The organism is Fictibacillus enclensis, assembly GCF_030123385.1.
Classification (GTDB): Bacteria; Bacillota; Bacilli; order Bacillales; family Fictibacillaceae; genus Fictibacillus_C; species Fictibacillus_C enclensis.
In genome coordinates this window covers 940,119-956,117 of the sequence record NZ_CP126109.1, presented here as the reverse complement: position 1 = coordinate 956,117, position 15,999 = coordinate 940,119, and the positions used below count along the sequence as shown (strand labels likewise).

Genomic DNA, 15,999 nt, shown 5'->3' with positions numbered 1-15,999 from the left:
GACCGCTCCTCCTTATTTTCCCTTGAAATGGGGATGCCGTTTTTCAGTAAAAGCTTTCATTCCTTCTTTTTGATCTTCCGAAGAAAACAACAAATAGAAGTTCTTTCTTTCAAGCTGCATGCCGTCTTGCACGGAATGATCAGCCGCATACCGGACGGATTCCTTAATCAGCCGAAGAGACAGCGGTGCTTTATCTGCAATGGTTCGGGCAAATTTCATAGCCTCTTCCACCACAAGTTCTGGAGCAACTATTCTGTTAATGATTCCGTGTTTTTGCGCTTCCTTCGCTGTCATTGGTTCACCAAGCCACAGCCATTCGAGAGCATTTTTCGGTCCCATCAGTTTTGTCAGTTTGACCGTGCCTCCTGCACCCGGCATGACACCAAGCTTAATTTCCGGGAAGCCAAACTGAGCCTTTTCTGAGGCAAACAGGATGTCACAGCACAAAGCGAGCTCAAATCCCCCACCAAAACAATAGCCGCTGACCGCCCCGATTACTGGCTTTTTAATGGTGTGCAGCTGATCCCAGTCCTTAAACTGATTAAGCAGTTCAAGCGTGACCGCGTCATCCTCCATCATCTCATCGATATCCGCCCCGGCAGCAAATGCTTTCTCATTTCCCGTGAGAACGATTGCCTTTACCGCATCGTCTTTGTCAAACGTTTCAAAGGCAGAGCGGATCTCTGTGACCATGCCTCTGCTGATCGCATTCAGCACATCCGGCCGATTTAACTCGATGAGCGCAATTCCGTCTTCCACTTTTGTTTTTATGCTTTGAAAATCAGCCATCCACTTCCTCACCGATCATCAGTGTGACCAGATCTCCCGCAAAGGACATTAAATCTTTTCCGGAGGCTTTTCCTTCGGCAGACTTCATGCCTGCCTGCAGAGATTCATGGTCGTCATAGTACATCTCGCAGAGCAAATAGTACTTGCTGTCTCCCATTGGCGAGCCTGTAATTTTAGTTACCTCCATCTTGCGAAGACCCGGAATTTTCTTCGTTACTTCCGTATGCGTACCGTAATAGTGCTCATCAAAACTTTCCTTGTTTTTCGGAGTTTTGTAAAGGGCGATTAATTTGACCATTTAAATCTTCCTCTCATGTTATGGATTTAATATTCTATCTTTCTTTTAATTCATGTCTGCGACAGGCTTCATGGCTTCAAACGGATTTTTGCAAGACTTGCAATACAGAATGCTGCGGCAGGCGGTAGGGCCGAAGATGTTTTCCATCGTGACATAGGATGACCCACAATACGGACAATCAATGCTCCACGGTTCTCCCATCACGTGATTGGCCGGAGGCGGAGCAATGCCAAATTCCTTGAGCCTGATTTTCCCTTCCTCCGTAATACGGTCTGTTGTCCAGGAGGGTGAGAACACGAAGTCTACCTTTACCTCATTAACACCATCTACTTCACTCGCTGCTTTTTTTATGTCCCGTTCAATGATATGAAGCGCCGGGCATCCGACAAACGTTGGAAGCGCCTTGATTACAACTGAGCCGTCTGTGGCCTGCACATCCTCCACCATACCCAGATCAAGGATGCTAACCGATGAGATTTCCGGATCCTTGACTTCCTTTAATGCCAAGAGGACTTTTTCTTTGAGATTCATAGACTGCAACACTGCCTCCATGTTCTCTCTCCTTTCTTACCAGCCAGACGCCGGATTGGTCGCATAAACTTCTGAAAGAGTGGTAAGCGCGTCTGCGAGATCTTGCGTATGCTCTCCCTTTCTTCCATTTCCGCTTTCGATCAGCGGCTCACCCTGTGGTGGAACCCCTGTTTCCACAAACATCTTTTCAATTCGGTTCAGCCAGCGTTTTTTCAGCAGATTTTCATCCTCTATGAATCCGCCTTTTACCATTTCAATGTAGGATGGGCCGAGCGTAAGCACCCCGCCGAAATCTTTCCACGCCTTCCCTACTGCCGAGAGCATGCGCTTTTTGGCCTCTTCGGTACTTGTCACAAGCTGCTTGAACCACAGCTCCCAGTGCATTAAATGATAATATTGCTCGGTTATGATCTTTCTTGCCGCATCCGCCAGCGGCTCATAGGATGATAGTCTTAGAGATTCCAGACGAATCTGTTTGTATACCGCATAAAAGTAGTTTCTTACGACCGTAAACGCCCAGTCATAATCCGGCTTCTTGAGATAGGTGCCACTGCCATTTACTTTTTCAAGCAGAATGGCATTTCGGAAGGCTTCCGGTTTTCTGAGGTGCGCCAAGCCATCGGCTTCGCCTTCCCCCAATTCCTCCAAAAGGTGATAATACATTGCGGCATGCCCCATCATATCCTGGCTGATGGATGAGAAGGCCACATCTTCTTCGATGTGCGGTGCCAGCCCGAGCCACTCAGAACCTCTGTAGGCCAGAATGAAATCATCATCCCCAAGCTGGTAGATCAGTTCTATAAGCGCTGATTGCTCCTGTTCGTTCATTGTCTTGGTGTTCACCGGCTCTCTTCCCTTCCGCCCATGATGTGCTTCTCCGTAAACTGTTCCTGGTTGTAGTCGCGCCACTTTTTCTTTAAATAGCCGTAGCCTTTTGTTTCCCGGTAGTTTTTATCCATCCGCTTCAGCATTTCCCGCTCACCCTGTGTCAGGCCGCGGATATTTTCCCGTTTGACCACCCAGATGTCTGCGACCGTTTCTCTTCGAAAGAAATTCTCCTTCGCCATTACAAGGGCCATATCAGCATTCGGTGCCAACAGGCTGAACTGATGCTGAAACGGAGCTTTATCGGTCTTTTTGCTAAACACTTCATACACGTTATAAAATTGATTTTCTTGCTCGCTCATCCATTTACACTCTCCTCAGATTGCCTTTTGGGCGGCAAGCGCCTCACGAACCCAGCCATTGTTATCATAGGATCTTCTTCTTAGATCCAGGCGGTCCTGTGAACGAGGGCCGTTTCCAGAAACAATTTGCTTAAACTCCCTCCAGTCCACATCCTTGTAAATCCACATCTGTGCTTCTTCATCAAAGTGGATGGTCTCATCCGGAATCGTAAGGCCGAGCGCCCAAATCCTCGGGATATATTTTGTAAAGAATTCCTGTCTCAGTTCTTCATTGGTCTTGGTTCGGATTTTGTACATGATATTTCTGTCTGCATTGGAATTGCCGGTTTCTTTGGCAGATTTCGGACCAAAGAACATGATCAGCGATGTCCACCAGCGGTTAAGAGAATCCTGCAGAAGCTCGCGTTGTTCCGGTGTTCCTTCCGCCAAAGCGAGAATGATGCTCTCGCCGTGCTGCGCATGAAAAACTTCTTCGGCACAAATTCGCTTTAACGCCCTTGCGTACGGGCCATAGGAGGAATCAAGCATCATACTTTGTGAAATAATGGCCGCACCATCCACCAGCCAGGCAATCATTCCGGCATCTCCCCAGGTTGGCGCTTCCATGTGAAACACGTTATGAAACTTTAACTTTCCGGAAAAAAGATCCTGCATAATGTCTTCTCTTGATTTGCCAAGCGGTGCCATGAGATCCTCTGCTACCCGCAACAGGAGCTGTCCGTGACCCATCTCATCCTGCACCTTCGCCATGATGGCCAATTTGCGGTGAAGGGACGGCGCTTTTGGAACCCACTCCTTTTCCGGAAGCGCTCCCATAATTTCCGAAATGCCATGCATGGAAATCAGCCGGATTAAGCTGATTCGGTAATCATCCGGCATCCAGTCATCTGCTTCTATCTTTTCACCGCGGTTGATTCTTTGCATAAAATGCTGATGCTTCTCATCATTGGTCAACTGCTCAAACCTGAGACCTGCCTGCACAATAGCCCCTCCTAATTATATTACGTATATTTACCGTTATTATAAAATAACGTCATATAAATAACAACCACCTACACTTTCAGTTGAGCCGCTTTATGCCTGACAACCCGGACCGCCTTTCCTTCCGAACGCGGAATGGATCCAGGCGAAAGTACATGAATGTCCAGGTTCACAAGGCAGCTGCTTTTGACCGCTTGTTTGATTTGATGCTTCAAGCTATCCATTTGGGCATGGTTTATATTTTGCCCGATTAATGCAAAGCACGACTCTGTCATTTCAACATGCAGCTCCACCTTTTCCTTGAATCCATCGGCATGAACATGAAGCTGATAATGAGGAACAAGCTCATTCACCTTAAGAAGGCAGTTCTCGATCTCCGAAGGAAACACATTCACTCCGCGTACGATCAGCATGTCATCAATGCGCCCCTTTACTCTGGACATACGGACCGAAGTCCTGCCGCACGCGCATTTTTCCTTATGAAGTGAGGCAATATCCCCCGTCCGGTAACGAATCACAGGAAAGGCTTCCTTTGTTAAACTGGTAAACACCAGCTCCCCCGGCTCTCCTTCAGGAAGAGGCTCCAGTGTTTCCGGATCAATTACTTCAACATAAAAATGATCATCCATAATATGCAGACCATTCTGAGCCTCATGGCATTCCATCGCTACGCCAGGACCCATCACTTCACTCAGCCCATAAATGTCATTCGCCTTAATATCAAGCTTCTCTTCAAGCGCTGCCCTCATCTCCTCAGACCATGGCTCCGCTCCGAAAATACCGTATTTTAATGAAGTTGAACGAGGATCTTTGCCCATTTTCTCCATCTTTTCGGCAATGGTCAGAACGTAAGACGGCGTTCCGCAGATAACCTCCGGCTTGAAATCTTCAATGAGCAGAATCTGACGCTCCGTGTTCCCTCCTGAGACAGGAACAGTCACCATGCCGAGCCGCTCGGATCCGTAATGAAGGCCGAGTCCCCCGGTAAACAGGCCATACCCGTAAGCATTATGCAAAAACTGCCCGGGTTCTCCCCCTCCAATGGCAATGCTCCTGGCCACCATTTCACTCCAGTTCTCAATATCTTTGGCTGTATAGCCAACAACCGTCGGTTTGCCACTGGTGCCTGAAGAAGCGTGCACGCGGACAAGATTCTTCGTTTCCTCCGCGAACAGGTCAAACGGATAGTTGTCCCTGAGGTCTTTTTTCACAATAAACGGCAGCTTTTTTATATCTTCCAAAGAACAAAGATCTTCAGGCGAAATTCCTTTTTCCGCAAATGCTTTTCTGTAAAACGGTACCTTTTCATACACCTTCTCCACGGTTTCTTTCAGCCTTGAAAGTTGAAGGTTCTGCTTTTCCTCCTGATCCATGCATTCCATTTCCACATTAAAGATCACAGCTATTCACCTCTTGAACGGATTTGTAAGCCCTTACATTTACGAGTGAAATAATATGACGTTTTATTTTCGATTGCGTTTTATATGTAATATGTTTTTCTAAAGCTTACCGTTTTACAATTATTCTGTCAAATATGTTATAAGCTTTTATAACTCTTGAAAGTGGTTGATTTCCGTTTCAGGTGCTCGCTTTTACCGGTGGAGACTAAAAAACTGTTCCCAAAGCAACAATCTCAAAAAACAATCAAAAAAGAACACAGCCTGGCTGTGCTCTAAAACTTGCACATCCCTGCTGTGCTCTAAAACTTGCACATCCCTGCTGTGCTCAAATTCCTGCACAGTCCTGCTGTGTTTCCTAATGGATATTAATAAAGTAAATCCAAAAATTCTTCTTTTGTAACGTTGCCGAAGTAATGGCGCATGTTTATGTCTTTTATCGCTTTCTCGATTTCTTCCCGGTCATAGCGTTTGTCGATCAGTCGCTCCTCAATATCATGCACATCGCCGACTCCGAAAAAGTCTCCATAAATTTTGCATTCCCTCATGATGCCTCTTTCGATCTGCAGCTTCACTTCTACTGATCCCCCGGCAAACCGGTTGGAGAGTTCGACGTTTGATTTGGGAGACTTACCGTAGTTCCAATCCCAGTTATCGTACCGCTGTTCTGAGATTTTATAGATTTTCTCCCAGTCCACTTCCGTCAGTTCATAACGAGGCACTTCTTCAAACTCTTCAAATAAGTAGGCGAGAAGCGTTTGCTTGAATTCGTCCATTGTCATGTCCTGATCAAGATGATCACGGATATTGGTTACACGGCTGCGGATGGACTTAATGCCTTTGGACTGGATTTTATCCATTTTTACATTAAGGGCAGAAACTACATTTTCGATTTCTGAGTCAAACATCAGCGTTCCATGGCTGAACATCCGCCCTTTCGTAGTAAACATGGCATTTCCGGAAATTTTCTTTTCGTCTACTTGAATATCGTTTCTTCCGGTCAGTTCCGCATGCACACCCAATTTGTTCAGAGCTTTTACGACAGGATCTGTAAATTTTTTAAAATCATGAAAGGAGTTTCCGTCATCCTTGGTAATAAAGCTGAAATTCAGATTGCCGGTATCATGATAGACGGCGCCCCCTCCGGACAGCCGGCGGACCACATGAATGTTATGCTCTCTCACATAATCGGCATTGATTTCTTCTACTGTATTCTGGTTTTTCCCTATGATAATGGAGGGTTCATTAATATAAAATAAAAGGTAGGTTTGATTAATATCGAGATGCTTTAATGCATATTCCTCAATAGCCAAATTCACCCTTGGATCTGTAATATTGCGATTATCGATAAACAGCATAGACCTATTCTCCTTCACTGCTCAGTTAGAAAAAAATTCTCCTTTTTCGTTATACAACTCTTTTAAAAGAATAGCAAGCTGTCTGACTTTCGTAAAGGTAGCAATTTATGGATGCTTTTCAATTTCCCCATGTCCAGCCTGCATATGCGGCTTCAATTCGTCCTGCATATTTTTCTCCCGCCTGAGATACCAGCTGTTTCCGGTCACCGAAATGAGGCAGGTGAGTCAGAAGAAGAAACGGCACACCTGACGCTTCCGCCAGATTCCCAGCATCATGTGAATTCATATGACCGGGGCCGCTGCCATCCTGATCACTGTAAAAGTTGCACTCCGAAATGAGCAGGTCCGCTCCGGTACTGAACGGAATAAACTCTAGAAGATAAGCAGAATCCGCTGTATAAACGATGGTTTGATCTCCCGCTGTAATCCTCATGCCATAACAAACAGCCGGATGCTTCGTTTTTTGAAAGGCGATGGAAAACGGCCCGACAGTCAGGCTTTCTTCTGGAAAATAGGCCACTCCTTTCGTTGCCTCACGATAAGTCAGATTTGCAAAGCCTTGCTGGTCCTCATTATGACCATAGATCGGCAGCGTCTCAACACCTGACTGCAGAAAGGATTGGACAAGTCTGGCGTATTGGAGAACACCAATATCAGCCACATGATCATGATGATAATGAGAAAGGATAACTGCATCCAATTCTTCTGGCTGAATATAGGATTGCAGCCCGGAGAGAACTCCGCTTCCGCAATCGATTAATAGATTGAACCCATTGTGCTGCAGCAGATAACCCGAGGTGGCTTCCCCCTTTCCCGGATAGCCGCCCCAATAGCCAATAACGGTTAGTTTCATCTTCCCACTCCCTGTTTCGTCTTTAGGTATTAACAGTGTACCCTTAAATTGGATTTAAACAAAACTTCTGTTAACAGCAAAAAAAGACCGGCTTGTGGAATGGCCGGTCTTTACTCTTACTCTTTTACAGCACCCGAGGTAAGCCCTGACACGATTCTGCGCTGGAAAAGCAGTACCATGATGACGAGCGGGATTGTAACAATAACAGTGGCCGCGGTGATATCGCCCCACGGTACGGTAAATTGCCCTTCAAACATGGCGATTCCTACCGGCACAGTTTTAAATGCTTGATCAGTATTTATCGTCAAAGCAAACAAAAATTCATTCCAGGCCGCAATAAAGACCAGGATGGCCGTAGTGAAGATACCAGGTACGGCCAGCGGAAGGATAACCTTCCAGTAGGTTTGCATCAAAGTGGCTCCATCCATCTTGGCAGCCTCTTCAAGATCAAATGGAATCTTTCTGAAAAACGTAACCAGAATCCAGATCGAAAGTGGCAGCGTGATGGTGGTATACGGGATGATCAGTCCAAGATAACTGTTGGTCAGACCAATATTTTTCAATAAAATATAGATGGGTGAAATGGTTGCAATCTGCGGAAACATGGAGACCGATAATACCAATCCCAAAATGACTGTCTTTCCTTTAAATTGAAGACGTGCAATCGCATAGGCAGTAAACGATGCGATCAGAACTGTATATAGCGTCGTGATGCCCGACACTACAAAACTGTTCCATAAATATTTCAGAAACGGGTAATTGGTAAAAACAGAAATATAATTTTCAAATGTCGGGTGACTGGTAAACGGTGTGAATGCCTTGTCACCGAACAGTTCATTTATCGGTTTGATGGAACTGACAAGCATCCATAAAAACGGAAACATAACAAGGAAAACAAAGATGGCAAGAAAGATATAAAACAACGGCCCTGCTTTTTTATTCACAAGTTCTCACTCCTTTTATACACGTTTCTTATCTGTCGGTCAGCAGGTCACGGCCAAGAAACTTAATAAAGATCATGGAAATGACGGCCACACATACAAATACAATGACCGACAGAGCGGACCCGTCCCCAAAATTGGTCTGTTCAAACATCCGTTTGTAGGCCAGGATGGAGATCGTCTCTGTGGAGTTGGCAGGACCTCCGCCTGTAAGTACGAACACAAGGTCAAACACACGGAAGGCATCAAGGGTTCTGAACAATAAAGCGACCAGAATACTTGATTTCAATAATGGAAGAGTGATCGTTGTAAACTGCTTCCATTTCGAGGCTCCATCAATGGAGGCCGCCTCGTAGAGTGAAGATGAAATCGTCTGCAGCCCCGCGAGCAGTAGGAGCGCCATATACGGTGTCGTTTTCCAGACGTCGGTAAAAATAATGGAAAACATGGCACCAAGGTTGGTGGTCAAAAGATCAGTGGCGTTGCCAACAAGTCCTACCTTCTCAAAAATGTGGGCAACCACTCCATTTTGTCCGTCGTACAGGAACTGCCACATTTTTGCGGAAACCGCTGTTGGAATCGCCCAGGGAATCAAAATGGTAGCCCTCACCAGCCCCCGTCCAAAAAAGGCTTTATTGATCAGTACGGCAATCGCAAGCCCAATGACAAGCTCAAGGAAAACGGAAACAATCGTAAAGGCGCTTGTATTCCAGATGGCCATCCACATCCGCTTATCCGTCAGATTGTTTTTGTAATGATCAAATCCGATAAAGTTGGGTTTAATCACGGCTTCATTAAGGGAGGAAGAAAGCCCAAGGGCATCCTCTTCATTTTTAAGGCCTTTTAATCCTTTGACTTCGGACGTTACCTTATGAAGGGTTTTATCGAGTTTCAGTGCATCACTTTTGTCGACTTTTACTGAACTTAATTCTTCACTTACCGGTTCCATATTCGTCAGCTTGTCATCGACCTGCTGATATTGTTTTTTAACCGCTGAATCTTCCTGAATTCCAGCATCCACCTCTTTTAATTCCGAGATCAATCCATTTAACGTTTCTGCAGATGAGCCTTTTGCTTTGCCCGCTTCGTCTTCCAGGACATTGATAAGAAATGGATAGCTGTTCAGATATTTTTCCAGGTCCAGATGATAGCTTAATGTAACTTCCGATTTTGTTGGATTGTTCAATCTTAAGTCAAACAGACTGTAATAAAAGGATTGCAGAACTGGCCAGATGGCGATCAAGAGGATCAAGAGCAGAGAAGGGGCTACAAGCATGTAAGCCAGCCTTTTTTCAGATGCTTTTCTTTTTTTACTTGAAGATGTTTTTGCCCGTCCAGGATCCTTTTTAGGACTTGGGCTTGGATTTAATTTCACTTCCACATTTGCCACTCCCTTGTGTTACGGATGCAATCGATGGGCTGGCGAAGCAGCAGTCCATCCATCCCATTCTGGAATCGATACCAATATTTGTTATGCATAAGCCTCCATAAAATATGAAGGCTTATGCATTTAACAGTAAATCTTTACTTTTCCATTTTGGAAGAAATCTCTTTTTGCATGTTTTTAGCTGCTTGTTCCGGCGTGATTTCTTTCGCGATCGCTTTGGACACCTGGATTTGGATAATATCCGAGATTTCCGTATAGTTTGGAGCTACAGGGCGGGAAACCGCTGATTTGAGCGCATTTACGAAGCCTTCCTCTTTAAAGTATGGGTTGGCTTTTTGGACATCCGGATCATCAAAGAGCTTGTTGATCGTTGGCGCGTGGCCGCCGTTTATCGCATCCATTTTCTGTCCTTCTTCTCCGGCCATAAACTTAAGGAACAGCCATGCTTCTTTTGGTACATCGGTGTTTTTATTGATTCCTGCCTGCCAGCCGCCAAGTGCAGCAGCCGGTCCCTTATCGCCGGCAGGAAGCGGAGCTACGCCGACTTTACCGACAATTTTGGATTGAGATTTGTCATTTGCCAGGGCAAATTGATACGGCCAGTTTCGGATAAAGGCGGATTGCCCGTTAATGAATGCCGTATGGCCCTCCGGTTCTGCAAATGTGGTGATATTCTTTGGCACTACATCAGAAGTGGCCACTTCTACGAGTTTCTTCAATCCCTTTACGGCTTCTGGAGAATCTACCACAACTTCACCTTTCTCATTGATGATCTCTCCTCCATAGGAAGCGATGAACTCAACCGCATTACAGACAAGCCCTTCATATTGCTTGGCCTGCATCAGGTATCCAAATTTGGTACCGCCTTTTCCTTTGTCCGCTTTTGCCTGTTTCAAAAGGTCATCCCATGTTTTAGGCGGATCTTTTACGAGGTCTGTACGGTAGAACAGCATCCCGGCATCAATAAACTTTGGCAGGGCCCACTGTTTTCCTTTAAATTTTGAAGCGCTCAATGCTCCTTCGTTATATTCATCAAGTTTGATTCCATCCTTCTGTATAAAACGATCCAGCGGCATAACATAACCTGCCTGAGCGAACTCTGCCGGCCAAACCACATCCATATCAAAAACATCAATCTCATCGGATTTCGCATTAAAAGCGGTTACATAAGCGTTATGCTGTTTCCCTGTATCGGCGGGCATTTCACGGAATTTCACATCGATGTTTGGATATTTTTTCTCAAATGCAGCTACCATCTTTTGAGTGGCATTCGTATCATCTTTACCACGTGCATAAATCAACTCAACCTTTTTGCCTTTGTTTGCAGAATCCTTCTTCTCGTCCGTGCTTGCCTTATTGTCACTGCATGCGGATAAAACGAGTGAAAGAGCAAGCGAGGTAGTAATGACTTTTGAGATTTTTTTGATGTTCATGTAGGTAATCCCCCTTTTAATATGTTTTGCGGGCTGCTGCTTCTTTACAGATCAGGTAGACCGCCGTTTAATGAGCTCAAAATCCAGCTTAATTTCCTTTTTTTCACTTGGCAGTTTATGTTGAATGATATCAATCATTTGCTCCATTGCCTGCTGTGCCATGTTCTTAATCGGCTGCCTGATCGTAGTTAAACCAATCAAATCTGCAACTGGCTGATCATCAAAGCCGATGATGGCCAAATCGTTTGGTACATCCCATTTGTGATTAAGAGCTTCCTTCCAGATTCCTGCCGCCACTTCATCACTTCCAGTAAAAACCGCTGTCGGCCGGTCATTCATTTTCGCGATATCGTTGAAGACCCGCTTCCCATCGTCAATACTATAAGCATTTGTGAGAAACCAATCCTCGCTCGTAAGAATGCCTGCCTCTTCCAGGGCCTTTTTATATCCCGTGTACCGGTCGGATGCAACCCGTGACGCGTGGTTGTCTCCTGAACAATAGGCGATCTGGGTATGGCCCTGCTCAATAAGATGACGGGTCCCGATGTATCCCCCCTCAATTTGGTCGAGATAAACAGTTGGTACCTGTGCCTGGTCGTTGTACTCGTTGCATAACATGATGGGACCGTAGTTCATATAAGGCTCAATACTGCTCCATTCATTTTCAATCGATGTGAGGATCAAACCGTCTACCTGCTTTGTTTTTAACAATTCCAGATAATTGATCTCCTGATTGCGGCTGTAGCTTGTTTGGCAGAGAATAAGCTGATAGCCTCTGTCTGAAGCATAGTTTCCCATCACTTCTACCATTTGGCTGAAGAACGGATTTGTAATTCTGGGAACATATACAGCAATGGTTTCTGTCTGCTGCTTTCTGAGCCTCCGGGCAGAAGAATTTGGAACATAATTTAACTCTTCCATCGCGTTCATAACCAATCGTTTTTTTTCATCCGTCACATACGGATGACGATTGATTACTCTGGAGACAGTCGTTCTCGACAGTCCGGCCAGCTTTGCTACATCTTGGATAGTTGCCATTGCGTTTCTCCTTCAATTTAACTATGAAATCGAAATCATGAAACCGTTTTCATATATAGAGTATAGGTGATATCACCTATTAGGTCAACGACTTTTCAGAAAATTATTATAATGTTTTTGCTGCTGTTATTAATTCATCGCATTCTTGCTATCTAACAGGTATAATCAAACTATCATCTGACAAAGGCTATAGAGAGAACAAGAAGAGAGAAAAAAAGGGGGAACGCACTCTTTATGATAAAAGTACGCAATTTAAAAAAATCGTTTGGCGATCTCGAAGTGCTAAAAGATATTAATTCCGAAATCAAGGAACGGGAAGTGGTCTGTGTCATCGGTCCATCAGGATCGGGAAAAAGCACGTTCCTTCGTTGTTTGAATAAGCTCGAAGATATCACCGGCGGAGAAGTCATCGTCAATGGCTACAACCTGGTTGATCCAAAAGTAAATATCAATCTTGTCAGACAGGATGTCGGCATGGTGTTTCAGCAGTTTAACCTTTTTCCGCATAAATCGGTAGTAGAAAATGTAACTCTCGGACCGATTAAAGTACGGGGAATGGCTCCTGCCCAAGCGAAGGAAAAAGCACTTGAGCTTCTGGCCAAGGTTGGATTGAAGGATAAAGCATCCAGCTTTCCCGGTCAGCTTTCAGGCGGCCAAAAGCAGCGTGTCGCAATCGCACGCGCACTTGCAATGGATCCGAAAATCATGCTTTTTGATGAGCCCACATCCGCTCTGGATCCCGAGATGGTTGGTGAAGTGCTTGAAGTCATGAAACAGCTCGCAAAAGAAGGGATGACCATGGTCGTTGTCACACACGAAATGGGCTTTGCCCGCGAAGTTGGTGACCGCGTTATTTTTATGGATGGCGGCTACATTGTCGAAGAAAATGTTCCTTCGGAGCTATTCGGCAACCCTCAGCACGAACGCACGAAATCTTTCTTGAGCAAGGTATTGTAAGACAACCCAAAACAGCCCGGCATTTATGCCGGGCTGTTTTTTGTCCAATTACTTAATTAACTTTTTCTTTTTAAGAAAATCCCTTGCGACATCTCTGGGCTCTTCTTTATCGATATCCACCTTGGCATTCATCTCGGCCATGTCTTCTTCACTTATTTTTCCTGCAAGCTCATTGACAGTGCTTTTGAGTTTCGGATACTTCTTCAGCGTTTCTTCACGGACAATTGGCGCTGCATAATAAGGAGGAAAGAACTTTTTGTCATCCTTTAAAAGCTCCAGGTTATAGCGTGGAATCCTTCCGTCCGTTGTAAATGCAGCGATCGTATCCACTTTTCCGTTCTTAACCGCCGCATACATCAAGTTTGGATCCAGGCTTTTTTTATCTTTAAAGTTAAATTTGTAGGCTTTTTGAAAACCAGGGTATCCATCCTCCCGCTCATAAAATTCCGTAGGGGCTCCAAATGTGACCTCAGAAGATTTATCTGCAAGCTCAGATGTAGTCTTTACCCCGAGTTCCTTGTACTTTTGCGGTCTTACAGCAATGGCATAGGTATTCTGGAAACCAAGCGGCTCCAGCCAGTCCAGCTTATATTTCTTTTTGTAGTCTTCTTTTACACGGTCATAGGTTTCGTCCGCAGACATATCTGGAGAATATTCCTCTTTTAAAATAGTCAAAAGAGCTGTACCTGTGTATTCGACGTACATGTCGATATCTCCCTTTTTAATTGCCTGTGTCAAAATCGGCGTCTCCCCGAGTCCTTCTCCAACATCCACTTTATAGTCGGTTTTGTCTTCCACGTATTCTGCAATGATATACGGGAGGATATATTGTTCTGTCCATTTTTTCCCTGAAATTTTGATCGCATCGTCAGACGTTCCACTTCTGAGGGCAAAGAACAAAAGCAACGCGGCTACCGGGATGAGGATGAACCCTGCCTTCTTCCACGAAAACTTTTTGCGCCCTACCGGATTGGAGGCAATCTCAATTCGTTTCAGCAAATAGTCGATGACAAGAGCAAGAAGCGCTGCGGGAATCGCTCCAGCAAGAACTAATTCGTTCCTTGTGGTGGAAAGACCCCTGTATATCAGGTCCCCAAGCCCGCCTGCTCCGATAAAGGCAGCAAGTGTAGCCACACCTATAGTCAATACCGTCGCTGTACGAAGGCCCGCCATAATAATCGGCATGGCCAGCGGAAGTTCGATCATTCTCAAGATCTGGTTTTTGGTCATTCCCATCCCCCGTCCGGCTTCCACGGCGGACTGATCGACCCCTGTAATACCGGCGTATGTATTTCTTAAAATGGGAAGCAGGGCATAAACCGTCAAGGCGATAATTGCGGTTGTGCTTCCGATTCCGAACAAAGGCAATAAGAAACCGAACAGCGCGAGACTCGGAATGGTCTGAAAAATAGCTGTGACTCCGATCACAGGTTCTGCTACTCTTGCTCTGCGTGAAATAAAGATGCCAAGCGGAATGGCGATAACGGCCGCGATGATAATGGAAACCAGTGACAAAAACAAATGCTGCTGAAGACCTTCCCAAATATCCGGCCAACGCGTCTGGAACGTATCTGCAAGTGCTGAAAAGAAATTTTTATTGTTCATCGGCCATTGCTCCTTCCTGTCTTCCGGTGATCTTCAAGCCCGCAAGGCCGCGCATCATCGTAGAATGAGTGATCAGGCCAGCCAGCATTTCTCCGTCCAGCACAGGTATAAATGGTGATTTTTTTGTGGCAAAGATCTCTGCCACATCCGTGTACGTTGTTTCTACAGAAACCGAATCAAAGTCCGCTTCCATAATGTCTGCCAGCGTTTTATGTTCTTCGTTGTAGTGTCGCTCGACCGCATCAACCGTCGCAATTCCGAGTAAATGGTTGGCGGCATTCGTGACCATCAGACTGTCGACTCTGTATCGTTTCATCATTTTTAATGCTTCAGCCAGTCCCCTCGTTGGTTTGGCAGTTACTACTTTCTCAATCATCAGGTCCGCGGCTGTTGGCTGCCCATTGGAGGCTTCCTCGAGTCTTTGCTCGCCAATAAATCCTTTCACAAAATCATCGGCAGGATGGCGCAGAATTTTTTCAGGAGTATCAAACTGAATGATTCTTCCTTCTCTCATGATGGCAATCCTGTCAGCGATCTTTAGTGCCTCATCCATATCATGGGTTACAAACACAATGGTCTTTTGAATGGCATCCTGCAGCTTGATCAATTCATCCTGAAGCTGCTCCCTGCTGATGGGATCAAGTGCACTGAAGGGTTCGTCCATTAAAATGACAGGTGGTTCGGCCGCAAGCGCCCTGATGACCCCGATCCTTTGTTGCTGCCCGCCGCTCAGCTCTGCGGGGAATCTGTCTCGGAACGTCTCGGGATCGAGCCCCACCAGGTTCAAAAGCTCATCCACCTTTCCCTCATACTCTTCTTTTTTCCATCCCTTCAGCCTGGGTACGAGCGATATATTTTCACCAATGGTCATATGCGGCAGCAAACCGATTTGCTGGATAACATAGCCTATGTTCCTGCGAAGCTGAACCGGGTCCTTTTCTGAAATATCTTCTCCGTTGATCATGATGCTTCCGCCCGTTGGTTCAATCAGACGGTTGATCATTTTCATTGTCGTGGTTTTTCCGCAGCCACTGGGCCCGATCAGAGCAACGAGTTCACCCTTTTCAATATGGAACTCTATGTTTTTTAAAGCTTGAAACCCATCGGGATATGTTTTTTCCACATTTTTAAACGTAATCATAAGCCACCCCTTCTTTCGTTTATATCTCTTTTGTCCTATGTATGTTTCCCTAAATCGTCAAGCAAGAAACCAAGTTAGCAAGCAAACCGCCAGACAATAAAAA

Annotated in this window: 16 protein-coding genes; 1 reads left to right on the top strand and 15 read right to left on the bottom strand. The window is 45.4% G+C overall.

The window, feature by feature from the left end; all coding sequences use genetic code 11:
* Positions 1-12: 12 nt before the first annotated feature.
* The 13 genes from QNH15_RS05175 to QNH15_RS05115 all read right to left on the bottom strand — a co-directional run bounded on the left by QNH15_RS05175 (position 13) and on the right by QNH15_RS05115 (position 12,193).
* Complete coding sequence (locus QNH15_RS05175; RefSeq protein ID WP_283893075.1) at positions 13-789, bottom strand: enoyl-CoA hydratase/isomerase family protein; 777 nt, start codon at positions 787-789, stop codon at positions 13-15.
* Positions 782-1,087 carry an EthD family reductase gene (locus tag QNH15_RS05170; protein ID WP_061967296.1) on the bottom strand — a complete coding sequence of 102 codons (306 nt, stop codon included), beginning with the start codon at positions 1,085-1,087 and terminating at the stop codon, positions 782-784. Before QNH15_RS05170 ends, QNH15_RS05175 begins: the two co-directional genes overlap by 8 nt.
* A gap of 45 nt (positions 1,088-1,132) precedes the next feature.
* Positions 1,133-1,639 (bottom strand): 1,2-phenylacetyl-CoA epoxidase subunit PaaD, encoded by a 507-nt coding sequence (paaD, locus tag QNH15_RS05165; RefSeq protein ID WP_283893073.1) that lies wholly within the window; start codon positions 1,637-1,639, stop codon positions 1,133-1,135.
* Positions 1,640-1,654: 15 nt separating this feature from the next.
* Positions 1,655-2,446, bottom strand: coding sequence for a 1,2-phenylacetyl-CoA epoxidase subunit PaaC (gene paaC, locus QNH15_RS05160; RefSeq protein ID WP_430667156.1), 792 nt, complete (start codon positions 2,444-2,446; stop codon positions 1,655-1,657).
* 11 nt (positions 2,447-2,457) lie between these two features.
* Positions 2,458-2,805, bottom strand: coding sequence for a 1,2-phenylacetyl-CoA epoxidase subunit PaaB (gene paaB, locus QNH15_RS05155; RefSeq protein ID WP_061967291.1), 348 nt, complete (start codon positions 2,803-2,805; stop codon positions 2,458-2,460).
* Between the two features lie 15 nt (positions 2,806-2,820).
* Positions 2,821-3,729: a 1,2-phenylacetyl-CoA epoxidase subunit PaaA gene (paaA, locus tag QNH15_RS05150; protein WP_425590391.1), complete on the bottom strand. Its 909-nt coding sequence runs from the start codon at positions 3,727-3,729 to the stop codon at positions 2,821-2,823.
* Positions 3,730-3,857: 128 nt separating this feature from the next.
* Positions 3,858-5,168, bottom strand: coding sequence for a phenylacetate--CoA ligase PaaK (gene paaK, locus QNH15_RS05145; protein WP_430667155.1), 1,311 nt, complete (start codon positions 5,166-5,168; stop codon positions 3,858-3,860).
* Positions 5,169-5,551: 383 nt separating this feature from the next.
* Complete coding sequence (gene lplA / locus QNH15_RS05140) at positions 5,552-6,541, bottom strand: lipoate--protein ligase (protein ID WP_283893067.1); 990 nt, start codon at positions 6,539-6,541, stop codon at positions 5,552-5,554.
* 118 nt (positions 6,542-6,659) lie between these two features.
* A complete protein-coding gene (locus tag QNH15_RS05135; RefSeq protein ID WP_283893065.1) occupies positions 6,660-7,394 on the bottom strand; it encodes an MBL fold metallo-hydrolase in 735 nt (244 codons plus the stop codon).
* Between the two features lie 116 nt (positions 7,395-7,510).
* Positions 7,511-8,338 (bottom strand): carbohydrate ABC transporter permease, encoded by an 828-nt coding sequence (locus QNH15_RS05130; protein WP_283893063.1) that lies wholly within the window; start codon positions 8,336-8,338, stop codon positions 7,511-7,513.
* Between the two features lie 28 nt (positions 8,339-8,366).
* Positions 8,367-9,611, bottom strand: a complete 1,245-nt coding sequence (locus QNH15_RS05125) for a carbohydrate ABC transporter permease (RefSeq protein WP_283895441.1) — start codon at positions 9,609-9,611, stop codon at positions 8,367-8,369.
* Between the two features lie 248 nt (positions 9,612-9,859).
* The gene (locus tag QNH15_RS05120; protein ID WP_283893061.1) at positions 9,860-11,155 is read right to left on the bottom strand and encodes an ABC transporter substrate-binding protein; all 1,296 of its coding nucleotides are present in this window, start codon (positions 11,153-11,155) and stop codon (positions 9,860-9,862) included.
* Between the two features lie 51 nt (positions 11,156-11,206).
* A complete protein-coding gene (locus QNH15_RS05115) occupies positions 11,207-12,193 on the bottom strand; it encodes a LacI family DNA-binding transcriptional regulator (protein WP_283893059.1) in 987 nt (328 codons plus the stop codon).
* A 234-nt stretch (positions 12,194-12,427) separates the two neighbouring features.
* On the opposite strand from QNH15_RS05115, the gene QNH15_RS05110 reads away from it, so the two are divergent.
* Positions 12,428-13,150, top strand: a complete 723-nt coding sequence (locus QNH15_RS05110) for an amino acid ABC transporter ATP-binding protein (RefSeq protein WP_283893057.1) — start codon at positions 12,428-12,430, stop codon at positions 13,148-13,150.
* 48 nt (positions 13,151-13,198) lie between these two features.
* Here QNH15_RS05110 and QNH15_RS05105 read toward each other — a convergent pair whose 3' ends face one another.
* Together QNH15_RS05105 and QNH15_RS05100 are read right to left on the bottom strand one after the other, a co-directional pair.
* Positions 13,199-14,755: a glycine betaine ABC transporter substrate-binding protein gene (locus QNH15_RS05105; RefSeq protein WP_283893055.1), complete on the bottom strand. Its 1,557-nt coding sequence runs from the start codon at positions 14,753-14,755 to the stop codon at positions 13,199-13,201.
* Complete coding sequence (locus tag QNH15_RS05100; protein ID WP_283893053.1) at positions 14,745-15,896, bottom strand: ABC transporter ATP-binding protein; 1,152 nt, start codon at positions 15,894-15,896, stop codon at positions 14,745-14,747. Before QNH15_RS05100 ends, QNH15_RS05105 begins: the two co-directional genes overlap by 11 nt.
* Positions 15,897-15,999: the final 103 nt, after the last annotated feature.